The organism is Streptomyces sp. NPDC127038 (genome assembly GCF_042725875.1).
Taxonomy (GTDB): Bacteria; Actinomycetota; Actinomycetes; order Streptomycetales; family Streptomycetaceae; genus Streptomyces.
In genome coordinates, this window is sequence record NZ_JBHXDQ010000018.1 from 67,178 (window position 1) to 88,620 (window position 21,443).

The window sequence follows — 21,443 nt, forward strand, 5'->3', positions numbered from 1 at the left end:
CGCCGGGGCCTCGGATCCCGAGTCCCGCGACACCCGCGCCCCGACGGGACTGCCCGGACCGGGCGACACGATGACGGCGCATGCTGATGACGGTGTTCGCCGGCGATGACGTTTGCTGACGATGGTGTTCGCCGACGACGGCGTTTGCTGACGATGGTGCTTGCTTCGGTGCTTATGTGCCCCGGAGCCTATCGGCGCCCCGGGCCGCCGCCGCCCCGCTCGCGCACCTGCCGGACGACTTTGGCACCTTGCGCGCATCCCCCGTACGGCGCCCACGCATCGCTCATCCGGCCGCCAGGTGAACGCGGTACCAGGACGCGGACTCCGCGAGACGCGCCAGCGGGCCGGGGCCGGCGGGGCAGCCGGTGATCCGCCAGATCTCCTCGCTGCGGTACCAGTGGTCGCGTGCCAGCAGCGAGAACTGACGCTCGCTCATGGTTCCCGGCACCTCGCGCAGCCGCCGCAGACAGTTCTCCCAGGACCAGTCGGCGGTCACCGGGTCCAGCAGGCCGCGCTCGGTCAGTGCGGCCATGAGTTCGCGGTTGCTCACGGGCACCGGATGGCTCGCGTGGTGCACCGCGGGGCCCGACGGGGTGGCGGTCCCGGCGAGCGTGACGATCAGGCGGGCCAGGTCGGCGACGTCGACCACCGACAGCATGCCGCTGCCGCCGTCCCAGTGGGCCGGGACCCTGGAGCGCAGCTCGGCGAGGGCCGGCACCACCCAGCGGTCACCGGCGCCGAGGACGAGCCCGGGCCGCAGCACGACCGCCCCCGCCTCCAGGGCGAGACGTTCCCCGGCGAGCCGGGTGACGCTGGCCGGGGAGACAGGGGCGGGACGCACCCCGTCGACCGCGATCCCGCGGTGCGGACCGGGTCCGTAGACCGCCGCGGTGGACAGGTGCACGATCCGGGGGACGCCGGCACGCCGGGCCTCCTCCAGGAGTGCCCGGGTGCCGTGCACGTTGACCGCCTCGCACGCCTCCTGACCGCCGGAGACGCGGGAGGCGAGGTGGACAAGTACGTCCGCTCCGCGTGCCGTGCCGCGCAGCGACGCGGGGTCGGACAGGTCCCCCGGCACCCAGGACACGCCGGGGGTGTCCGCTCCGCCGGGCGGCGCGGTCCGTGAGAGGGCGCGGACGTTCATGCGCCGCCCGTGCCCGTCCGCGTGCTCGCGCTGCACGGTGCGCAGGACCTCGGAACCGACGAATCCGGTGGCGCCGGTGAGCAGCACTTCCAGGGGTCTCACGCGGGCGGCTCCGTCCCGCCGTCGCCGTCGCCGTCGCCGTCGCCGTCGGCACCGGCTCCGGACTTGGCGTCGGAGGCGGTCCCGCTGTACAGGGACAGGTCCAGTTCCGCGATGACCTCGGCCGGCGCCAGCGCCGGCAGCAGACATCGCCACATGGAGGCGATGCGTTCGGGCAGGTCGGCCCGGCCGGTGGAGATCTGGGACATGATCTGCGTTCCGGTGTAGGCGCCCACCAGGACCCGGGCGAACTCCGCCTCCTGGACGCCTGGCAGGATCTGCCCCATCTCGCGGGCCCGCTCCAGCTCCTGTCGGAACTGGTCGGCCCACCACTCGTAGATCGCGTAGTCCTGGAGTCCGGTGGCTCCCTGCTCCACCGCGAGCCGTACGCCCGCGCGGAAGAGGATGTTGCGCTGCATCTCGACCGCCAGGTAGCCGGTCATGTCCAGGAGCTGCTGGAGACCGCCCCTTCCTTCCGGAAGCCGCAGATCGGCCGCCTGTTCCAGGATGACCGCGCGGGCCAGTTCCTCCTTGGACTTGAAGTGGAAGTACATGGCCCCGGTCGTGGCTCCGGCCCGTTCGAGGATCTTGTTGATGCTCGCACCGTCGTAACCGACCTCGTCGAAGACTTCGGCGGCGGCGCGCACCAGAGTTTCCCGGGTCCTCACCGCACGCTCCTGCTGACGCGCCATCGATTGGCCTCCTGATCCCCTCGACAAACAAAAAGAACGACCTCTATGTTATTCGAGTCGGGCCCGAGAGACCAAACGGGACCGGCCTTCCATCCGTGCTGAACCCAGGGGGAGTTTCAGTCATGCCGTCGAACGCTGTCCGGGAACACGTCACCAACGCTGTCCGGGAAGACGTCACCACCGTTGTCGGGGAAGACGCCGCCACCGCCGTCCAGGGGCACGCCATCGCCGCTGCCCAGGGACTCGCCGCCACCGCCGTCGGGGGGCACACCGCCGCCGCCGGGGCGCACACCACCACTGCCGGGGGGTACACCACAGGCTCACCCGCACCCGTACCGCAGAGCTACACGCACAAGACGCGCCCGGAGGAGGTGCTGCTCCGGGCCTGGGAGCGCACCGGACCGGACGCCTTCACCGTCACCGCCCAATGGCCCGGCGACCACGCCTTCTACCGCACGCGCCACGGCCTGCTCGACCCCATGCTGCTGAGCGAGACGATCCGTCAGACCCTGCCGCTGCTCTCCCACGGAGCCTACGCCGTACCGCTCGGCCACCAGCTCCTGTGGCAGGACCTCGACTGGCACCTCGTGGCCCCGGCCCCGGAGATACCCGCCGGCCCCGAACCCACCGAGGTCCCCGAAGCCCCCGCGGCCCTGCGCGCCGGGTCGGACCCCGCGCCCGTCCTCGTCGAACTGCGCATCACCTGCCCGAAGGTGACCTATCGCCGTGAACGCGCCGCCGCGATCGCCCTGAGCGTCGAGGTCCTGCGCGACGGCGTGCCGTTCGCCGCCGCGCACTCCCGCTTCACCATCCAGGACCGTGCCGTCTACGAGCGTCTGCGCGGCCGGTACGCCGACCTCGGCGCCGTCCGTGTCCTGCCGCTGTCGCCCCCGATGTCCCCGCGGCCCGTCGGCCGGGACGGCTTCGAGGACGTCGTGCTGTCTCCCACATCCACCCCCGACCTCTGGCAGCTGCGGACGGACACCACCCACCCGATCCTCTTCGACCACGCGGTGGATCACGCCCCAGGCATGCTGCTGCTCGAAGCCGCGCGCCAGGCGGCCCATGCTCTGACCCACCCCGCGCCGACCGTCGCCGTGGGCATGGAGTCCGTCTTCACCCGGTACGCGGAACTCGACGCCCCGTGCTGGATCACGGCCGACATGCTCGAGGCCGACTCCCTCGGCCGCTCCCGCGTCCGTGTCACGGCCCGCCAGAACGACCGTGACATCTTCACCTCGACCGTCACCCTCGCACCGGTCGCCGTTCAACCGTAGTCACACCGGTTCTCCAGCCGGAGCAGTGCGCAGGCCGCGGGAACCGTGAGGTTCCCGCGGCCTGTCCGCGGCTCGGTGCATCCCTGGAGCGTGAGGTCGGAGGGCGCGACCCGTACGTGACGCGGCCCCGTGGATCAGCTTCGCCCCGTACGCGATGCCGGAGTCTCCGTAGCCGTGCTCACGTTGCTCGGTGCAACCGGTGTAACCGGTGCAACCGGTGCCGTCGATCGGTCTCGGAGGGCGTGACGGAGCAGCGCGAGGCCGGCGAGGATCGTGATCAGTGCGCACACCCCGTTCCAGCCGAAGGCGCTGTAGGCGCGGACGCCGAGCCACGAGCCGGCGCTGCCGCCCAGGAACGCGCAGGTCATGTAAGCGGTGTTGAGGCGGGCGCGGGCCTCGGGGCGCAAGGCGAAGATGCGGGCCTGGTTGGCGACCTGCCCCGACTGCACGGCCACGTCGAGCAGCAGCATGCCCGCCCCCAGGCCGACGAGTCCGACGACTCCGCCCAGGCTTCCGGTCAGCAGCAGCACCCCGGCCGCGATGGCCGCGATCATGCAGACGAGGCTGACGGCGTCGGGTCCGTCCCGGTCGGAGCGCCTGCCCGCGACCGGGGTGGCGAACATACTGGCCGCGCCCACGAGGGCGATCACGCCGACCGCTTGCGTCCCCAGGTGGTAGCGCGGGCCGGTGACGAACAGCGCGAGCGCGGTCCAGGCGGCGCTGAACGCGGCGAAGACGAGCGCCTGGTACTGGCAGGACCTCCGCAACAACGGCTCGCTGCGCAGCAGTTGGACGCAGGACGCGAGCAGCTTCCCGTAGGACTCCTGGGTGCTCGGTGCGGTACGGGGCAGTGCCGCCGCCATCACCAGGGCGAGAGCCAGCGCCAGGGCTGCCGCGACCAGGAACGGAGCGCGCCAGCCGAGCCATTGCCCGAGGGTGCCCGAGAACGTACGGGCGAGCAGGATTCCGCCGATCAGGCCGGAGAGCAGGGTGCCGGTGACGGCGCCGCGTCGCCGCGGGTCGGTCAGCCCCGCGGCCATGGGGATCAGGATCTGCGGGACCACGGTGGTCAGGCCGACGAGCGCGCAGGCGATGGCCAGGACGGGCAGGGAGGGGGCCGTCGCGGCCAGGGCGAGTCCCGAGCCGGTGATGAGCAGCAGGGTGGTGACCAGGCCGCGTTGGCGCAGCCGGTCACCGAGCGGTACCACCAGGAAGATGCCTGCGGCGTAGCCGAGTTGGGTGCAGGTGACCACGAGGGCCGCGGACGACGAGGACACGTGCAGGTCGTCGGCGATCAGCGGGCTGAGCGCCTGCGGGAAATAGACGTTGGCCACCGCGATGCCGCAGGCGATGGACAAGAGCAGGACCAGCGGCCGGCTCGGCGCCGAGGACGGGGGAGGGGAAGGACTGTCGGGCATCGCGCACCTCGGCCGTGAAGGGGGCGGAAGGGAGGAGGGGGGCACAGTGGGGACGGGTGGGGTCGCACACGCGCCTGCCTGGGAACCTGTTTAACCGGTTCCGTCAACGTACCAGTTAAACCGGTTCCCTTGTAGGGTGGTTCTCATGGCGCTGACCTCCGAACCCGCGACTCCTCGATTTCGCAGCGGCGCGGGCCGGCTGTGCCTCGACTTCATGCGCACCCTGCGACTGCGCGGCACGGCGGGCGCCACCGAGGAACTGGCCACCGTCCGCGATCTCGCCGACTGGGTGGCCCAGCTGGGCCCCTATCCCGCCGACGTGGCCGTCGCCGTTCCGGCCGCGTCCGTGCTCGTCCGGGCACGGGAACTGCGGGAAGCGGTCCATACGCTGCTGACGTCCGCCCGCGGGAACGGCGGTGCGGCCTCATGCCCCGCGGCCGAGCGCGAGTTGCTGAACACCGTTGCCGCTGGGGCGACTCCGGCTCCCCGGCTCGACGGGACGGGCTCCGCGGTCTACGGGGCCGACGACCAGGTCGGCGCGGTGCTGGCGGACGTCGCGCGCGACGCCATCACGCTGGCCACGTCTCCCGCCCTGGCCCAGGTGCGTGCCTGCTCCGGACCCGAGTGTGCCGCCTGGTTCCTGGACACGTCCCGTCCCGGCAATCGGCGCTGGTGCTCGATGGAGACGTGCGGGAACAAGTCCAAGAAGAGCACGTGGCGCACCAAGCAGGGCGCGGTTACAGGATCCTGATGTTGTGTCACATCCGGTCGCGGGGCCACAGCCCGCGAGCCGCGACCTACAGCAGCTCTTTGCGGATCAGGTAGCTGAAGGCGGCCCAGCCGGGGAGCAGCGGGAGCCAGAACGTGAGCAGACGGTGGAGCAGCACCGCGGAGAACGCGGTCGCCGCCGGCAGCCCCGCCAGGGTGAGGGCGCTGGCGAGCGCCGTTTCGACGCCCCCGATCCCGCCGGGCGTGGGGACGGCCGAACCGGCGGCGCTGCCCACGAGATAGGCGAAGGCCAGGGGCGCGAAGCCGATGGAGTGGCCGAACGCCCGTACCGAGGCGTCGAGGCAGGCGATGTAGGAGAGGTTGAGCAGCAGGATGCCGCCGAAGCCGGTGACCAGTTTGGCCGGCTGCTGAAGCAGATCGAGCAGGCGCGGAACCACCCCAGAGAACAGGGCCCGTACCCGCACGGCGATCGACCTCCGCAGCCGTGGGACGGCGGCGATCGCGGCGGCGACCACGGTGGCGGCACCCAGTCCGCCGATGACCGTGGTCGCCTTCGAGGGGGAGAGCAGGGTGGTGTCCTGCGTGCCCGTGATGCAGCCGAAGACGAGCAGCAGCACCACATGACCCACGGCGCTGGCCAGTTGGGAGGCACCCACGCTCGCCACCGCGAACCCCGGCCTGACCTTGTTGCGTTGGAGGAAGCGGGTGTTGAGGGCGATCCCGCCGACGGCCGCCGGGGCCAGCGCGAAGGACGAGGCGAGCTGGGCCAGTACGGTCCGCCCGAACGGGATCCGCTCGGGAACGAAACCGAGCAGGCTCAGCGCCGCCCCCGCATAGGTCAGGGCGGAGAACACGAGCGCGAGAACGGCCCAGGTCCAGTTCGCCTGCTCGATCAGAGCGCCGAAGTCGAGGGTGACGAGCTGGGACAGGAGATAGCAGCCGACGGCGACACCGCCGACCAGGGTGAGCAGGGTGCGCGGCCTGATCCGCTCCAGCCGGGCCGGGGCGACGGGAGCCTGTGGGCGCACGAGCAGGACCTGCCGGCGGATCCGGGCGAGGGGATCGTCCTCGGGGACGAACTCCACCGGCCCGCCGTCCGCGGGAGCCGTCTTGCCTGACAGCGCCTGGCGTTCCTGTTCCGCGCGTTGCTTGGCCAGCCGGCGCAGCGTTGCCCGGGTGCAGCGGCTGAGCGCGATCGGCTGGAGCATCGGCAGGCTCCCCGCGACGGCGTCCGGCCCCAGCACCCGGGTCGCGGAGGCCACCGAGCGCTCGGGGCCCACCCGCAGGGCCAGTGTCGTCAGCAGCTGAGCGGTGTCCATCCGCAGCAGGATGTCCCCGGCGGCGATCTCGCCGCGGCCCAGCCCGGTGACCAGCACCGAGCCGGCGCCGTCCACCAGCAGTGCGTCCCCGGTCAGGCGCCGGTGTGCGACGCGCCGTGTGTGCAGCATGCGCACCTGCTCCCAGACCTCGTCCAGGACGGCGTCGTCGATCTCCTCGTCGGCGAGCAGGTCCAGTGCACGCGCCTCGACGTGCTCCTGGACGAGCATCACCGCGTCCGGGCCGAGTTCGAAGGCGCCCAGCAGCCGTGGCGTGCGCGCCCCGGCGGCGTCGGCCGCGTACGACATCAGCGTCTCCTGCTCCAGCCTCTGGCGCAGGGACCGCAGACCGCCGCCCTCACCGAGCGGTCGCATCAGCAGCTGGCGCCAGGCATGGTGCATGACGGCGTGCGCCTGCTGCTCCCGGTCGACGACGGTGACATCGAGGAGCGAGCCGTCCTTGCAGGTCACGCGGTAGCTGCGGCCACGTCCGGCGGGCAAGGACCCTCGTTCGCCGTCGAGTTGCCACGCGGCGACCGCGGGGAAGCCGGCCCGCCGCAGTGCGGCCGGGAGCGAGAGTGCGGTGGGTCGTACCGACGGCGCGCCGACGGCGTACAGAGTGCCCCGGCCCACGCTCCAGCCGATCAGTACGGCCAGCACGACCGACGACAGCGTGGTGTGTCCGCCGGCCAGCATCGCGAAGGCGTTCACGCCCAGCGCCGCCCACAGCGCGGCCCGCCAGTGCGGGCGCCGCGCCATGCCGGCCGCCGTCATGAACGCCACGACCGGCGCGGCACAACCGTGCACCGGGTCGGGGATGCTGCCGACGGGTGCGGCCCGGGTGAGCGCGTCATGGACGGACAGCGGTGCGTACGCCGTCACCCACAGGCCGGTCGAGAGCGAGACGACCTGGGCGAACGCGGCCGCCAGCACGCCGTCCGCCACCCGTGCGCCGTCACGCCTGAGCAGCCGTTCGACGGTGAACAGGAGCGGGACCAGGAGCACGGCCAGGGTGGTGGGAAGGCCGACGAACCCGTTGAGCAGGCGGGACGCGTGGGCGGTGGTGCTGCGGGAGACGTCGTGCTCGACGCCTGACGTGGTGGCCTGCGCGACCCAGGCCACGATGAGGAGAAGGCCGATGCCGGAGACGCCCAGGGCGAAGCGCAGCAGGTCGGCCGGACGGCGGAAACGGGCCACCGGCAGTGGCTCGTCGGCGCCGGGCCGCTCGGCGGGCGCTTCGGGGCGGGGCCCCTCGGCAGGGCGGACCGCGGTCTTCACACTCGGTACATTCAACGGTCGTGCCTCAGGGGTCGTGCGCGTCAACGGGGCATGCCTCGAAGGTCGCGCCTCAAGGGTCGTGCGCTTCAACAGTCTTGTGTTTCAACGATCCCGCGCTTCAACGGTTCGGTGGTCTCCGCCTTCCCGCGGTCTCGTCCGCACCGGACCGTCCTCGACCGTTCGGCCGTCCAACTGCCCCGAGCACCCTACGTACCCGCCGCGGCCTGCGACAACTCGCCGATACGGGACAGACGTCCGGCCGCGTCCGTGCCGGGAACCGGAGTGAACACCACGAGAACCTGATGAGGCGATCCGGCGCTGAGGAACTGCGCGTACAGCTCCAGCACACCCGTCGGCCCGATGATCCGCTTGCGTTCCGTGAAGCGTGCCGCCACCTCGTGCGCGGCCCACAGGCCCTCGAACTCCTCGCTCTCGCGCCGCAGCCGATCGACCAGTTCCCGGGCCGCGGCATCGGACCGGCGCACCCATGTGGCCCGCAGATCGGCGACGCGGGCGCGGGTCTCCCGGTCGCGGGTCTCCTCGGCGAACACCTTCCGGGCGGTGGGATCGGTGAACCAGCGGTAGTACGTACTGCGGCTCGCGCCGGTGTGCAGCGAAGCGTCGCCGAAGAGGGCGACGGAAAGGGCGTTCTGCGCAAGGGTCTCGCCGAGATCCGTCATGATGTGCGCCGCGGTGGAGGGCAGTTGGTCCAGCACGCGCAGCAACGCGGGCTCGGGTTCCAGGTTCTGGGGCGGTGACGGCTGCGCCTGATGGCCGGTGAGACGGTGCAGGTGGGCACGCTGGGCCTCGGTCATGTCGAGTGCCGTCGCGAGAGCGGCGACGACCTGCGCCGAGGGCCTGCTCGTACGGTTCTGCTCCAGGCGTGTGTAGTAGTCCGGCGAGATGCCGGCGCGTTCGGCGACCTCCTCGCGGCGCAGCCCCGACACCCTGCGCAGGCCCGCCGTCGGGTCGCCCGGTCGGACCGCCGCACGCCGTGTGCGCAGGAACTGCGCCAACTGATCACCATCCACGGCCCCAGCCTGCCACGATTCCCGCCGGGGACAACATGTCCGGGGGAGAAGCTGTGCCCGGGAGAACCTGTCCCGAGGAAGCCTCAAGCGGGTTCCAAGGAGAACCTCTCCCAGGGAGAGACCCGGCCTGCCACGCGACCGCCCGCCGGCCACATGATCGACCCATGTCCGACGAAACCCGCACCCACGCCCGCCCGTCGCACGAGACCGCCACGGCCGACGCCCACTCGTCGCAGGAAACCGCCGCCGCCCGCCCGGCGCAGGAAACCGCCACCGCCGACGGCCGCCACTCGCACGAGACCGCCACCGCCGACGCCCGCCTCTCGCTCAAGACCGACACCCCCGACGCGCGCCTCTGGAACGAGACCGTCGTCCCCGGCGCCCGCCTCGCCTGGACCGACACAGGCGGCGACGGACCGGCCGCCGTCTGGGCCCACCCCCTGTGCGGCAGCAGCGGGACCTCCGAGTCGTCCGGCGCCTTCGACTGGGACCCCGTGGCCGCCGCGGGCCGGCGCCTGGTCCGCTACGACGCGCGCGGCCACGGACGCTCCACCGGACGGCCCGCCGCAGAGGACTTCCGTCTCCCCAACCTCGCCCAGGACCTCCTCGCCCTCCTCGACGTGATCTCTCCCGACGCGCCGGTCGCCGGGATCGGACTCTCCCTGGGCACCGCCACGCTGCTCCACGCCGCCGTGACGGCCCCTCACCGCTTCGACAGACTCGTGCTCACGGCGCCCCCCACGGCCTGGGAGACCCGCCCCCAGCAGGCCGCCGCCTACAACCAGCTCGCCGACCTGGTGGAGGCGCACGGAAGAACGGCCGTCGACACCGCGCTGGCCGCCGCCCCCGTCCCCGCCCCGTATCAGGGCGCACCCGGATTCCCGTTCCCGGTCGACGTCGAGGACCACCTGCTCGCCCCGGTCCTGCGCGGAGTCGGCGCCTCGGACCTGCCCGCCGAGGAGTCGCTGGCACGGCTGCGGTTGCCGGTCCTGATCCTCGCCTGGGCTCAGGACCCCGGCCACCCGCTGTCGACGGCCGAGACGCTGGCCTCCCTCATCCCCGGCGCGACGATGAAGGTCGCCCACAGCATGGAGGACCTGCGGGCCTGGGGCGGAACCGCCGCGGAGTTCCTTCGCCCCTGACACGCCCCGAAGGCCCGCACGCCGGGCGGGGAGAATGGGGGCATGCAGGGGGACGCGAGCGAGATCGTTCTGACCGGGCAGGACCTCCGTGAGGTCACCGGGTTCGCCGCGGCGTGCGCGCAGACGGTCCTGGAGCTGTTCGAGACGGGCCGGCCGGACGACCCGCGGCCCCGGGACGCCATCGCCGCCGCGTGGGACTTCGCTGGGGGCGGCGAGCGGGGAAAGGCTCTGCGCGACACGGCGTGGGCGGCGCTCAAGGCCGCCGGTGACGCGGAGACCGCGGCCGCGCGCGAGGCGGCCCGGGCGGCCATGGCCGCGGCGGGCGCCGCCTATCTGCATCCGCTGGCGCGGGCGACCCAGGTCAAGCACATCCTCGGAGCGGCCGCCCACGCGGCCAGAGCGGCCGAACTCGCCGTCGGCGCCGCGGGAGTCCCGGGTCCCGCCGGAGTCGCCGGCTACGCCCCGGACACCGGCGCCGAACACATCAGGCAAGCCGCGCGTCGCGCGACACCGGCCGTCGTGGAGGTGCTCGAACGCTTCCCGGGGGCTCCGCAGGGCGGTGGGCGGGTGGGTGAACTGACACGCCTGCTGGACGCCCGCCTTCGCCGGCACCCGCTCGCCTGAGCTGTCGTCGGTGCCCTCCAGCGCGGCCGTCCCCAAGTGGCGGTTTCCGGTCAATCTCGAAATGCGGTCGCCGCATAGGGCGGACCAGTGCGAGCCGACTCACCGGCCCGCCCAGCCAATTCCGTCCAGACCTTCTCCGGGTTCCATTCACCCGTCGACCGTGTGTCGATTCCGTAGCCCTATGGGTCCTTTTTTGCCACGCGTTGACAGAACGGTGTCATCTGACGCAGGGTCGTGATCGCGCCGCCGTCTGTCGTGACGTCGGCATGAACGGGGGATGGGGATCAGTGGTGTCTTTCCGATTGCGCGGAGATATTTCGACCGTCAAGGCTGCGCCTTTCCTTCGCCTTTCCGGCGACGGCGCCTCGGGTCCGGTCCGGTCACCCGCCCGCCGGGCCGGCTGACTCCACCGCCGGCGACAGGTTCCGTACCGGCGTCCCAGGGCGATCGAGACGTCCGACGCCCACACGACCGAAGAGGTTCTTGTCCGGCGTGCCCGGACTCAATCCGACCGTGTGCCCATGGGCATGCCGGTGGGCGCCTTGAGCTGCTCTCCGGAATTCCTGATGTCCCGAACGCCGGAACCGACCGTCCGTGCGTGCCGGAAACCGGGGCCAAGGGTTGAGGCCGGAGCCGGAACCCGAGGCAGGAGCCGAGCCGTGCCCCGAGCCGAAACCCGGGCCCGCCGTTTCCGCGGATGACGTGAACCGGTGAGATCCCGCCTTTCCCGGCGACGGGACGGACGTCAGGCGGGCGAGCGTACGAAGGAACCGACGAGCGAGCGGTCCGGGCGGAGTCCATTCCACCTGCCCCGACCCGGCTTCCGATTCCGCCTGCCCCGGATCCACCACCCCGCGATCCTCCCACCCCGTGATCAGCCAATCCGTGACCCTTGATCCTTGAAGGAGCATGACCACCCCATGGCCGACGAGATGGTGCTGCGCGCCCAGAAATTCGTCAACAGCGTCTACGGCAGCAGAATCGGCGTCACCGTCGAAGAGAACGGGAAGACGGGCTGGCCCGTCATGTACGCCCTCACCCGGGCCCTCCAGTGCGAACTGGGAATCGCCACCCTGTCCAACACCTTCGGGCCCACCACGCTGTCCGCGCTCGCCTCCAAGTATCCGAAACTGAACGCCTCGACGGTGCCCTCGGCGGACTTCTGCCGGATCATCCAGTCCGCCATGTACTGCAAGGGCTACGACGGCGGCGACATCGACGGCACGTACAACTCCCGTGTACAGTCCGGGATTTCCGCCATGAAGGTCGACATGGGAGTCAACGGGGCCTTCCCCGGGAGCGATCTGACGCCCAAGGTGTTCAAGGCCCTGCTGAACATGGACGCTTATGTGACCGTCAACTCGGGAACCGACGCCATACGCAGCGTGCAGCGGTGGATGAACGGCCGCTATGTGAACCGCGCGGACTACTTCATCGTCCCCTGCGACGGCCACAACTCCCGTGACGTCTCCAAGTCGATGCTCTACGCCATCCAGTACGAGCTCGGCATGGCCGACGGCACGGCGAACGGCGTCTTCGGTCCCGGCACCCAGAACGGTCTGAAGAGCCACACCGTGACCACCGGTACCACCGGCACCTGGGCGCTGCTCTTCTCCGGCGCGATGATCCTCAATCAGCGGGCCGTGGCCTTCGGCGACTTCACCTCGGACACGCAGACCGCGGTCAGGGCCTTCCAGTCGTTCGCGAAGCTCCCCGTGTCCGGAGCGGGCGACTTCTCCACCTGGGCCTCGCTCCTCGTCTCCTACGGCGACCAGTCCCGCAAGGGCGAGGCCTGCGACGGGGTCACCAGGATCACGGCCGCCCGCGCGGCCGCGCTGAAGGCGGAGGGCGTCAAGTACGTAGGCCGCTATCTGACGAATCCGAGCACGACGTCCCTGCCCGAGAAGGCGATCCAGCCCGGCGAGCTCCAGACCATCGCGGACAACGGCCTGCGCTGCTACCCGATCTACCAGACCTACGCCCGGGACGCCTCCAGCTTCAGCTACCCCGCGGGCCGCGCCGCCGGACAGGCCGCGGTCAACGCCGCCCTCGACCACGGCTTCAAGGCGGGCGCGCGGATCTTCTTCGCCGTCGACTTCGACGCCCTCGACGCCGACATCACCAGCAACGTCCTGCCCCACTTCAAGGGCATCCAGGACGCCCTCACCGACGACGGCAACCGCTTCAGGATCGGTGTGTACGGACCGCGCAACGTGTGTACGCGCGTGTCCGAGGCCGGTCACACCTCCGCCTCGTTCGTCTCGGACATGTCGTCCGGCTTCTCCGGCAACTTCGGCTACCCTCTGCCGCCCGACTGGGCCTACGACCAGATCGTGACCCGTACCGTCGGATCCGGCGACGGGAAGATCGAGATCGACAACAACGTCGCCTCGGGCCTGGACATCGGCGAGAACTCCTTCGACAAGCCGCGCGGGATGGTCCCGGACGTCCCGTTCGTCGGCAGCTTCCTCAACGCGCTGCACGACGACATCGGCAAGTACATGCAGTCGATCGGCTTCCCCGACGACGGCGGCAACAAGATCTTCACCCACACGCAGTGCTTCGAGACCATCCTCGCCAACGACTCCGTGGTCACGGCCCAGTCGAACCGCTACAACATGCGCAAGGCGCTGATCCAGACCTCCGCGTACTGGGAGATGCGCCACTACGACATCATCGACCAGGGCGTGGACGCGGCCGTCGCCTACTACCACACCGGTATCGGCGGCGGGATGACACCGATCCGCGACTCCTCCACGGGCATCGCGCAGATCAGCGGCGAGGTCGGCATCCGCGCCTGGAACCACTGCATCAACAAGGGTTACGTCTCCGGAACGGTCCTCGACCCCGCCAAGGACGACGACATCTGGACCATGTGGCAGAAGGTCAACAAGGACAACGCCTTCGCCCTCCAGACCGTGTCGCTCATCCACCTCTGGGACGCGGAGGGCAAGGAGGGCGGCAAGAACCCCCCGGCCGGGGAGACGGTCCTGCGCTCCATGCGCCTCGACTACACCGAGACCGAGATCTTCGAAGTGCTGCGGCGCTACCAGGGCTGGGGAGACGAGGCGGTCGCGCACGCGACCAAGCGCATGGGGCTTTACCAGGTCTTCGAGAAGTACAACGGCATCATCCGGAACCAGTGACCTCCAAGCGGTGAGCGAGACTTCATGAACAACGATCAGCCCAGCCTGGCCGTGATCCTGCCCGTCCTTCTCATCGGCCTGCTCGTCGCGGTGACATCCGCGGTGTACGGCGCCAGTTCGCTGGCCCGGCGCGGTGTCCGGCAGGCGGACCTTGGCCTCTGGCTGCGTGCCTGCGCCGCCCTCGCCGCGGCGGCGACGGCCCTGATGTACGTCTGGGGCGCGGTCCACCTGGTCCGCGACGAGACGATGACGACCCAGGCGTGCCGGGACGCGGTGCCCGCGGCGCAGGCGGCGCACATCTCCGGCGTCGACGTCTCCCTCGTGCCGCTGCAGCTGAACTGCCATGTCACCGGCGGCGGTTCGTACGCGGCCGCCGTCCCGGAGTACGTCAACCCCGCCGTGCTGGGGCTGGCGCTGATCGCTGTCGTTCTCGGAGTCTTCGCGGCCCTCGAATCCGAGCGGCGAGCCAGGACCGATCTCAAGAAAGAGGACATCAGTTGAACACCCCCCAGCCGTCACGCCGTACGTTCCTCACCCGTACGGCGGTGATCGCCACCGCGGCGCTGGCCACGTCCCTGCCCGCCTCCGAGTTCCTCGCCTCCCCGGCCTACGCCGCCGGCCGCGGACCCGACCCGGCCAAGGTCCGCGAGGCCGTCCGCCGCGCGAAGGCCCGGGACAAGCGCGTCCTGACCGGTAAGCCGTCGCGCAACGGCTGGGAGATGGAGCGCGCCGCGGACGAAGGCGGCAACGTCTTCACCCGGCCCGTTCCCGGCACCCCGCTGACGGGCGTCGCCGTACGCATGGGCGAGGTGGAGACCCTGCTTGTCCACGTCGTCCGCCGCTTCCACTACGAGATCGACGAGCTGCGCAAGGGCGATGTCGTGGGCTGGCGCTCTCCCGGCACGCTCCGCAAGGGCCTGGCCGAGTCCAACCAGGCGTCCGGCACCGCGGTGCAGATCCGCCCGGAGCACTACCCGAGCGGCGCCCGCGGCGGCTTCTTCCCCCAGCAGGAACTCGTGGTCCGCGACATCCTCGCCGACCTCGAAGGAACCGTCCGCTGGGGCGGCGACGATGCCAAGCCGGACGAATCCCTCTTCTACGTCGACGTGGCGCCCGGCGACGAGAGCCTGACCCGCGTCGCGGACAAGGTGAGGGAGTGGAACTACACCCCGGGCATGGGGTCCGGCGTCGTGGTCGACCCGCTCCTGCCCAAGCGCCGTTCGGCGGCCAGACGCCTCGCCGCACGACAGGCCTGAGGCACCTCCGGGACCCGGTCCGCGGGCTGGAAACCGCGGACCGGATCTCGGTACCGACCCCTCCGGGCATGCGCTACGATTGATCTTGAGCTGGTCGGAGCGAACACCTCCGGTCCGGTGCTGCGTTGGTGGTCCAAGGAAAGACGCCCCGCTTCCTGCGGGGAAATGCAGGTGCAAGGCCTGCCCGGCGCTCCATGAAGACCCTGTCCCGCGTTCCGCGGGGCAGGGTCTTTTTTGTCCTGCCCCCGTGATCCAGGCGTTCGCGTCGACCGGACCGGAGGCGTAGGGCTCGCGGCCGAGCGGCCCCGCGACTTCGGGCCGATGCCGCGACCGGCACCCCTGCATAGGCTCCTCGACCAGAAAGTGATCGACACCCGATACCGAGGAGCCCTCCATGCCCGCCGACGGTCAGAGTCATGTCCGTATCGCCCGGCCTTCGCGTGACCTCGCGGCGGCCGAACGCTTCTGGGCCGGCGGGCTCGGACTGACCGTGCTGTTCCGGGCCCACGCCGACGGCGGACCCGACCGGCACGATCTGCTCATGGTGGGCTGGCCGGACGCCTCCTGGCACCTCGAACTCGTCCACGACGCCGCCGTTGCGCCACGACCCACCGAGGAGGACCTGCTCGTCGTCTACCTCGACGAACAGGTGCCGCACGAGCTGCTGACGCGCCTGGAGGCCCACGGCGGCCGGCGCGTGCGGGCCCGTAACCCCTACTGGGACACCTGGGGAGCCACTGTCGAGGACCCCGACGGCTACCGGCTGGTCCTGAGCACCCGCGGCTGGACGAACTCCTGACACCCCCGGCGGACCCGCCCGCGCGCGGTCCCGTTCCGGTGTCCGGCCGCCCGAGCGGCCGTCGACGGGACTCCGCCTTCCGTAGCGCTCCGACCCTGTGGCATTGTTCTACTTGAATGCAAACAATGACGAGGGGGAGTTCAGTTGACCACCATCCGCAGGTGCGCTCTGGCGGCAGGTCCGTTCGCCGTGGCCGCGGCTGTCTACGCAGGCCTCTTCCGGGCGAACCGCGACCGGCTCCCCGGCCGGATGGCGACCCACTTCGCCCTGGACGGCACGGCCGACGGCTTCATGAGCCGCGACGCCGCCCTGTGGTCCGGCATCGGTCTCACGATCGGCGTCGGCGTGCTGTTCACCGTCCTCGCCGCGGTCGCCACGAAGAAGACGGGCGCACGGCTGACCGCCGCACTCGGCGCCGGAACGGCGGTCCTCCTCGGCTGCCCGCTGATCGCCACCGTCGTCGCCGACGCCGACGCGGGCGTCCACGACCCGGCCGGTGCGCGACTGCCCGTCTGGCTCCCCGCCGTCCTGTTGCTCCTCGTCTGCGCGGCCACCGGCGCGCTGATCCGCCGGCTGGCCAAGGCCGCGCCGCGCCCCTCGACCGCGCCGCCGACCGCCTCGCTGCCGCTCGTCGAGGGCGAGGTGGCGGCCTGGAGCCGTACCGTCGTGACCCGCGCACTGCTGGTCCCGGCCGCCGCCGTCACCCTCGGCGGCCTGCTCACCGCGGTGTCCGGCCCCTGGCAGGTGGGCCTGCCGCTGTTCGTCCTCGGTCTGGCCTGCGCGCCGATCGCCGCCGTACGCGTCACCGTCGACCGGCGCGGACTCACGGTCGCCTCGACGATGCTGCCCAGGCCCCGGCTGGCCGTGCCCCTCGACGCCATCGCCGACGCCGGCAGCGCACGGATCGACGCCATGGGAGACTTCGGCGGCTGGGGATACCGGATCCTCCCGCACCGGCGGGGCGTGGTGCTGCGCTCGGGCGAGGCCCTGTCGGTCCGCACGGCGAAGGGACGCGAATACGTGGTCACCGTCGACGACGCGACGACCGCGGCCGCGCTGCTCAACGGCCTGGTGAACCGTCGCGCGGAGGAGCGCTCACAGGAATGCTGATCCGTGTACAACCCGACTCGCCCGTACCCCTGGGCGAGCAGATCGCCGCCTGTGTACGCGGAGCGATCGCCGAAGGATCCGTGGCCCCGGGGGAGCGGCTGCCGCCCGCCCGCGAGGTCGCCGCGTCCCTGAACGTCAACGTGCACACGGTGCTCCGCGGCTACCAACGACTCCGTGACGAGGGCCTGATCGAGCTGCGCAGGGGCCGGGGCGCGCTGGTCACCGCGGCCCCCGGCGTCGCCCGCCACGCCCGGCTCACCGAATCCGTGCACGACCTCGTCACCCAGGCCCGCGAACTCGGCCTCACCGACGAGGAATTGATCACCCTGGTGCGGAGCGGCCTGGACGGCTCACCGGCCGTCGCGGCCACGCCCGATCGCTAGCCGACGCCGGAGTTCACCGGCGGCATCCCCAGTGAACCGCTCCGTCCACTGATCGCTGACGCCACGTCAATTGCCTTGCGGCAGCGCGGTGCTCAGCGACCGGGGCCGATCCTCGACACCGTCGATCCGCATCCCGCCGGCCCGCGGCACGAGTTCCTCCTGGCCTCTGCCGCGCGGTCCCGGGTGACCGACGCCGAAGGTGCTGACGTTAGCCGCCGACCGCCCCCGCCGCGGGCCGCCACGCTGGAATCGGGCCCCGCCCGCACCGCGGTCCAGGCAGTTCAAGCCATCTTGGCGACCCCCGAACTCCGGGGATCCGGCCGCCGGTTCGAGAATCCTTTCTCCCGGCTTCGTCCCAGGCCGGGCGGCCCCTCCGAGGCCCGCTCCCGGCCTCGGGCCGGCCGCTCGGATTGTCCGGATCGTGGCACCGCACCCGCCGAACTGTCAGTGGCGTGACCGAAGGTTCCCTCCCGCAGTCCCGTCACGAACCACTCAGGAGACCGGTGCTCTCGACGCCCTCACACAATCCCCCGCTCGGGTCACGCCTTCGCCTCTGTCGCCTGGCCGAGTGAATCGAACGAGCGGCGGCGCCTGCCGCGCTTGCCCGTAGCGCCGGATATCGAACCTGCGCCCGAACCGTCGCCCGGTGCACCCCGTATCGGCCCTGTGATCAGCCGCGTTGTCCGGGGTGCTCCACCCGATCCCTACCGAGGAGAGAACCGTGAATCCCGTACGCCCCCTTCTCGCCGCCCACCCCGCGTTCGAAAATCCTCCCGGCCTGACCGCCGGACCCGTGGTGTCCAGGCGTCCGGCGGACGCGCGCCGCGCCCCGTTCGCATCCGCGTCACGACCGTCACCGAGGTGGGGGGCATGAGCGAGGCGACAACACTTCCCACGCCCCTGCGCGGCTGGGCCGAACGCGAGCTCGCCGGCGCCGCCCCGGCCCGGGACGCCTCGCACTCGCGACAGAACCCCCGGGTGTGGGAACTCGTGCGCGGCGACGGCCGCCGCTTCTATCTGAAGGTCTCCGCCACCGCGCGGATGTACGAACGCGAGACGTTCGCCCTGCGGCACGCGGCGCCCGCGCTCGGAGCCGGCCGCGCGCCCCAGTTGCACGCGTCCAGCGCCGAGCACCTGGCGCTCCTGACGACCGCCGTGCCCGGCCGCCCGGCGAAGGAACTCCCGCTCACGGCCGCCGAGGAGTACGAGGCCCACCGGCAGGGCGGTCTGCTCCTGGCCCGGCTCCACACCGCCGGTGACCTCACCGGCCACTGGCGCGCCGAGGCCGAGGGCGCCCTGCAATCCGCCGCGCACAGGGCCGACCGGCACCTCGAAGAGGCCGGGGACCGGCTGACACCGGCGCAGCACACCCTCGTACGCCATCTGGCCGGCCGGCTGCGTCACGCCGGACCGCTGCCCCTCGGGTTCATCCACGGCGCCGCCGGACCGAGGAACCTGCTCTGGTCGGGGCGCGCCGCCTGGGTCGGCTTCGCACGGTCCCGATTCGCGCCCGTCGTCCAGGACTTCGTGACCTTGGCCTGCGGGGTGTGGGCCGACCGGCCACGCCTGCGCGGCGCCTTCCTCGGCGGATACGGACGCGAGCTGACCCCGCAGGAGCAGCACGCGCTCACCTGCCTCGCAGGCCTGGACGCGGTACGTGCCCTCACCCCGGGCGCGGCGCACGACGATCCGGACGCCGCCGCGCGCGGGCAGCGCACCCTTCACCGGCTGATGACGGGGGTGTTCGCGTGAAACGCCTCCGCATCACCGGCGGACGGCCGGTGTCCGACGTACCGCAGACCCCGGACGCGGGCGGCGACCCGGCCGCCGTGCCCGCCGCACGCGCGGCGAGTCCGCGGCCCACGGCCCCGCCCGAACTCGACTACAACGGGCGCAAGCACCGCCGGGCCATGGACGACGCCACCCTGTGGGACATGGCCCGCCGGATCCCGATGGCGCTCGCCCAGTCGGCCCGCCTTGCCTGGTCCGTCGACCGGCGCATGACGCTCACGATCATCGTGTGCCAGCTGCTGTCCGGCCTCGGCACCGCCGTCTTGCTCACCGCGGTCTCCCGGGCCCTTCCCCACCTCACCGCCTTCGACGCCCGTAGCGGGCTGCGCCAGGCGTGGCCCGCGCTCGCCGTCGCGGTCGCCGCGATGGCCGCGGGCGCCGGGATGTGGATCCTCGCGGACTGGGCCACCCGCCGTCTGAACCCGAAGATCGCCTCCGCCGCCGATCTCACCCTGGTCGACCTCCACATGAAGGCCGAGCTGTCCGCGTACGACACCGAAGGGTTCACCGACCGCAGCCAGGCCGCGGAGATCGGCGCCCTGCGCGCGGTCGACCTCGCCGACGACGCCAAGACACTCACCAACGGCTTCGTCCAACTGGTCTCCGCCGCGACCGTCCTCACCTCGCTGCATCCCCTGCTGCTCGGAGTCCTGCTCCTGTCGGTCGTGCCCAGAGGGCTGGGCGGAGTGATCGCGGCGCGCATCGACTACCGCGTCCACGACCGCACCCTGTCCGCCCGCACCGTGCGCGGCATGATGCGCTGGTGGCTCACCACCTCCGAGCTCGCCGACGAACTGCGAGCCAACACCATGCGCCCCTACCTGCATTCCTGGTACCGGGCGATGTGCGACCGGGTCGAGGGACGCGAACTCGAAGGAGCCAGGCCGTACTTGCTGGTGACCCTCCTCGCGGCCACCCTGGCCGGTCTGTTCACCCTCGGCATGTGGGCGGCGCTGGCCGCTCTCGTCCTGTCCGGGGCGATGTCCACGGCGATCGCCGGCACCGCGATCGTCGCCTCGCAGACCGCCGGGCGCGCCCTCAACTCCATCGTGCGGTACGGCGCGGTGATGTTCCACCACGGCCTCTACCTCAGCGACTACTACACCTTCGTCGACGAGGTCCGCTCGATGACCACGGCCCGGGGCACCGTCCGGGCCAGGGCGCCGCAGCACATCCATCTCTCCGAGGCCGAGTTCACCTACCCGGGCAAGGACACGCCCGCGCTGCACCCGACGACGCTCACCCTCAACCGCGGGGAGGTCGTCGCACTCGTCGGCGAGAACGGCGCGGGCAAGTCGACCCTGATCCGACTGCTCACCGGGCTGACCGTACCCACCGGCGGAACCGTCCGCTGGGACGACACCGACCTCGCCTCCACCGACGCCGAATCGGCCTGGCGGCACGTCGGGCTCGTCCCCCAGAAGAACGGGCACTGGCCGCTGCGCGCCCGGGAGAACATCACCCTCGGCCAGCCGTCCGAACACGGCGACGAACGCGTCTGGGAGGCCGCGGAACGTGTCGGTATGACCGCGGCGCTCCAGGGGCTCCCGGACCGGCTCGACACCCTGCTGGCCCGCTCGGTGTGGGGCGGGCACGAACTGTCCGGCGGGCAGTGGCAGCGGCTGGCGTGCGCACGGGCGATGTACCGGCAGCCGGCCGTGCTCGTCCTGGACGAGCCGACCAGCGAGATGGACGCCCGCGGCGAGCACCTGATCTTCCGCGAGCTCCGCGCGATGGCCCCGGACCGGATCACCGTGGTCGTCACGCACCGTCTGGACAACGTGCGGATGGCCGACCGCGTCATCGTCCTCGAACAGGGACGCATCCGCGAGGAGGGCACCTTCGACGCGCTGGTCGCCACGGAAGGGAGCCTGCTGGGCGAACTGCACGCCCTCGCCCAGGACCGCTGACGTCCGTCACACCCCGCAGGCGGGGCCGCTCCGGAGCGGCCCCGCCCTTTTGTCGAGTCGCCGAGTCGCCGAGTCGCCGAATCGTTGAGTCGTCGAGTGAGGCCGGACTTCGGACTCCGGGCTGTGCGCTGGGCCGAATTCGGGGCCGGACTCCGGGCTGTGCGCTGGGCTGAACTCGGGGCCGTGCGCCTGGCAGACCTCCGGGCCGTGCGCGGGGCAGTGCGCCCGGCGTGCTCCGCCCTGCCGGGGCGTGCGCTCCGCCGACGGGATGAAGACCGTCCGTGCGCCGGGTGTACGC

The 21,443-nt window shown here is 71.8% G+C and carries 17 protein-coding genes; 12 read left to right on the top strand and 5 right to left on the bottom strand.

Annotated elements, in window-relative coordinates; translation table 11 throughout:
• Positions 1-283: 283 nt before the first annotated feature.
• Both ACFWI4_RS15840 and ACFWI4_RS15845 read right to left on the bottom strand, forming a co-directional pair.
• A complete protein-coding gene (locus ACFWI4_RS15840) occupies positions 284-1,246 on the bottom strand; it encodes an NAD-dependent epimerase/dehydratase family protein (RefSeq protein ID WP_387195930.1) in 963 nt (320 codons plus the stop codon).
• On the bottom strand, positions 1,243-1,935 hold the full coding sequence (locus ACFWI4_RS15845; protein WP_387195933.1) for a ScbR family autoregulator-binding transcription factor: 693 nt from the start codon (positions 1,933-1,935) through the stop codon (positions 1,243-1,245). Before ACFWI4_RS15845 ends, ACFWI4_RS15840 begins: the two co-directional genes overlap by 4 nt.
• 122 nt (positions 1,936-2,057) lie before the next feature.
• Between ACFWI4_RS15845 and ACFWI4_RS15850 the strand changes: the two genes are divergently transcribed.
• On the top strand, positions 2,058-3,212 hold the full coding sequence (locus ACFWI4_RS15850) for a ScbA/BarX family gamma-butyrolactone biosynthesis protein (protein ID WP_387195936.1): 1,155 nt from the start codon (positions 2,058-2,060) through the stop codon (positions 3,210-3,212).
• Positions 3,213-3,346: 134 nt separating this feature from the next.
• Here ACFWI4_RS15850 and ACFWI4_RS15855 read toward each other — a convergent pair whose 3' ends face one another.
• Positions 3,347-4,630: an MFS transporter gene (locus ACFWI4_RS15855; RefSeq protein WP_387195939.1), complete on the bottom strand. Its 1,284-nt coding sequence runs from the start codon at positions 4,628-4,630 to the stop codon at positions 3,347-3,349.
• A gap of 145 nt (positions 4,631-4,775) precedes the next feature.
• Between ACFWI4_RS15855 and ACFWI4_RS15860 the strand changes: the two genes are divergently transcribed.
• Entirely contained in the window at positions 4,776-5,381 is a 606-nt protein-coding gene (locus ACFWI4_RS15860; protein ID WP_387195942.1) for a CGNR zinc finger domain-containing protein, read from the top strand.
• Between the two features lie 46 nt (positions 5,382-5,427).
• On the opposite strand, the gene ACFWI4_RS15865 is transcribed toward ACFWI4_RS15860, so the two are convergent.
• Entirely contained in the window at positions 5,428-7,953 is a 2,526-nt protein-coding gene (locus tag ACFWI4_RS15865) for a lysylphosphatidylglycerol synthase domain-containing protein (protein WP_387195945.1), read from the bottom strand.
• 206 nt (positions 7,954-8,159) lie between these two features.
• Positions 8,160-8,984: a helix-turn-helix transcriptional regulator gene (locus ACFWI4_RS15870; RefSeq protein WP_387195947.1), complete on the bottom strand. Its 825-nt coding sequence runs from the start codon at positions 8,982-8,984 to the stop codon at positions 8,160-8,162.
• Between the two features lie 164 nt (positions 8,985-9,148).
• On the opposite strand from ACFWI4_RS15870, the gene ACFWI4_RS15875 reads away from it, so the two are divergent.
• From ACFWI4_RS15875 to ACFWI4_RS15920, 10 genes are all read left to right on the top strand, one after another.
• On the top strand, positions 9,149-10,126 hold the full coding sequence (locus tag ACFWI4_RS15875; protein WP_387195949.1) for an alpha/beta fold hydrolase: 978 nt from the start codon (positions 9,149-9,151) through the stop codon (positions 10,124-10,126).
• 42 nt (positions 10,127-10,168) lie between these two features.
• Complete coding sequence (locus ACFWI4_RS15880; protein ID WP_387195952.1) at positions 10,169-10,750, top strand: putative immunity protein; 582 nt, start codon at positions 10,169-10,171, stop codon at positions 10,748-10,750.
• A 920-nt stretch (positions 10,751-11,670) separates the two neighbouring features.
• Positions 11,671-13,896, top strand: coding sequence for a glycoside hydrolase domain-containing protein (locus tag ACFWI4_RS15885; RefSeq protein WP_387196023.1), 2,226 nt, complete (start codon positions 11,671-11,673; stop codon positions 13,894-13,896).
• Between the two features lie 24 nt (positions 13,897-13,920).
• Positions 13,921-14,397: a hypothetical protein gene (locus ACFWI4_RS15890; protein ID WP_387195956.1), complete on the top strand. Its 477-nt coding sequence runs from the start codon at positions 13,921-13,923 to the stop codon at positions 14,395-14,397.
• A complete protein-coding gene (locus ACFWI4_RS15895) occupies positions 14,394-15,152 on the top strand; it encodes a hypothetical protein (protein ID WP_385406090.1) in 759 nt (252 codons plus the stop codon). Before ACFWI4_RS15890 ends, ACFWI4_RS15895 begins: the two co-directional genes overlap by 4 nt.
• 394 nt (positions 15,153-15,546) lie before the next feature.
• A complete protein-coding gene (locus ACFWI4_RS15900; protein ID WP_387195959.1) occupies positions 15,547-15,951 on the top strand; it encodes a VOC family protein in 405 nt (134 codons plus the stop codon).
• Between the two features lie 144 nt (positions 15,952-16,095).
• On the top strand, positions 16,096-17,061 hold the full coding sequence (locus ACFWI4_RS15905; RefSeq protein WP_387195962.1) for a DUF1648 domain-containing protein: 966 nt from the start codon (positions 16,096-16,098) through the stop codon (positions 17,059-17,061).
• Positions 17,055-17,444, top strand: coding sequence for a GntR family transcriptional regulator (locus ACFWI4_RS15910; protein WP_387195965.1), 390 nt, complete (start codon positions 17,055-17,057; stop codon positions 17,442-17,444). Before ACFWI4_RS15905 ends, ACFWI4_RS15910 begins: the two co-directional genes overlap by 7 nt.
• Positions 17,445-18,314: 870 nt before the next feature.
• The gene (locus tag ACFWI4_RS15915; protein ID WP_387195968.1) at positions 18,315-19,196 is read left to right on the top strand and encodes a phosphotransferase; all 882 of its coding nucleotides are present in this window, start codon (positions 18,315-18,317) and stop codon (positions 19,194-19,196) included.
• 182 nt (positions 19,197-19,378) lie between these two features.
• Positions 19,379-21,145 (top strand): ATP-binding cassette domain-containing protein, encoded by a 1,767-nt coding sequence (locus ACFWI4_RS15920; RefSeq protein ID WP_387196026.1) that lies wholly within the window; start codon positions 19,379-19,381, stop codon positions 21,143-21,145.
• Positions 21,146-21,443: the final 298 nt, after the last annotated feature.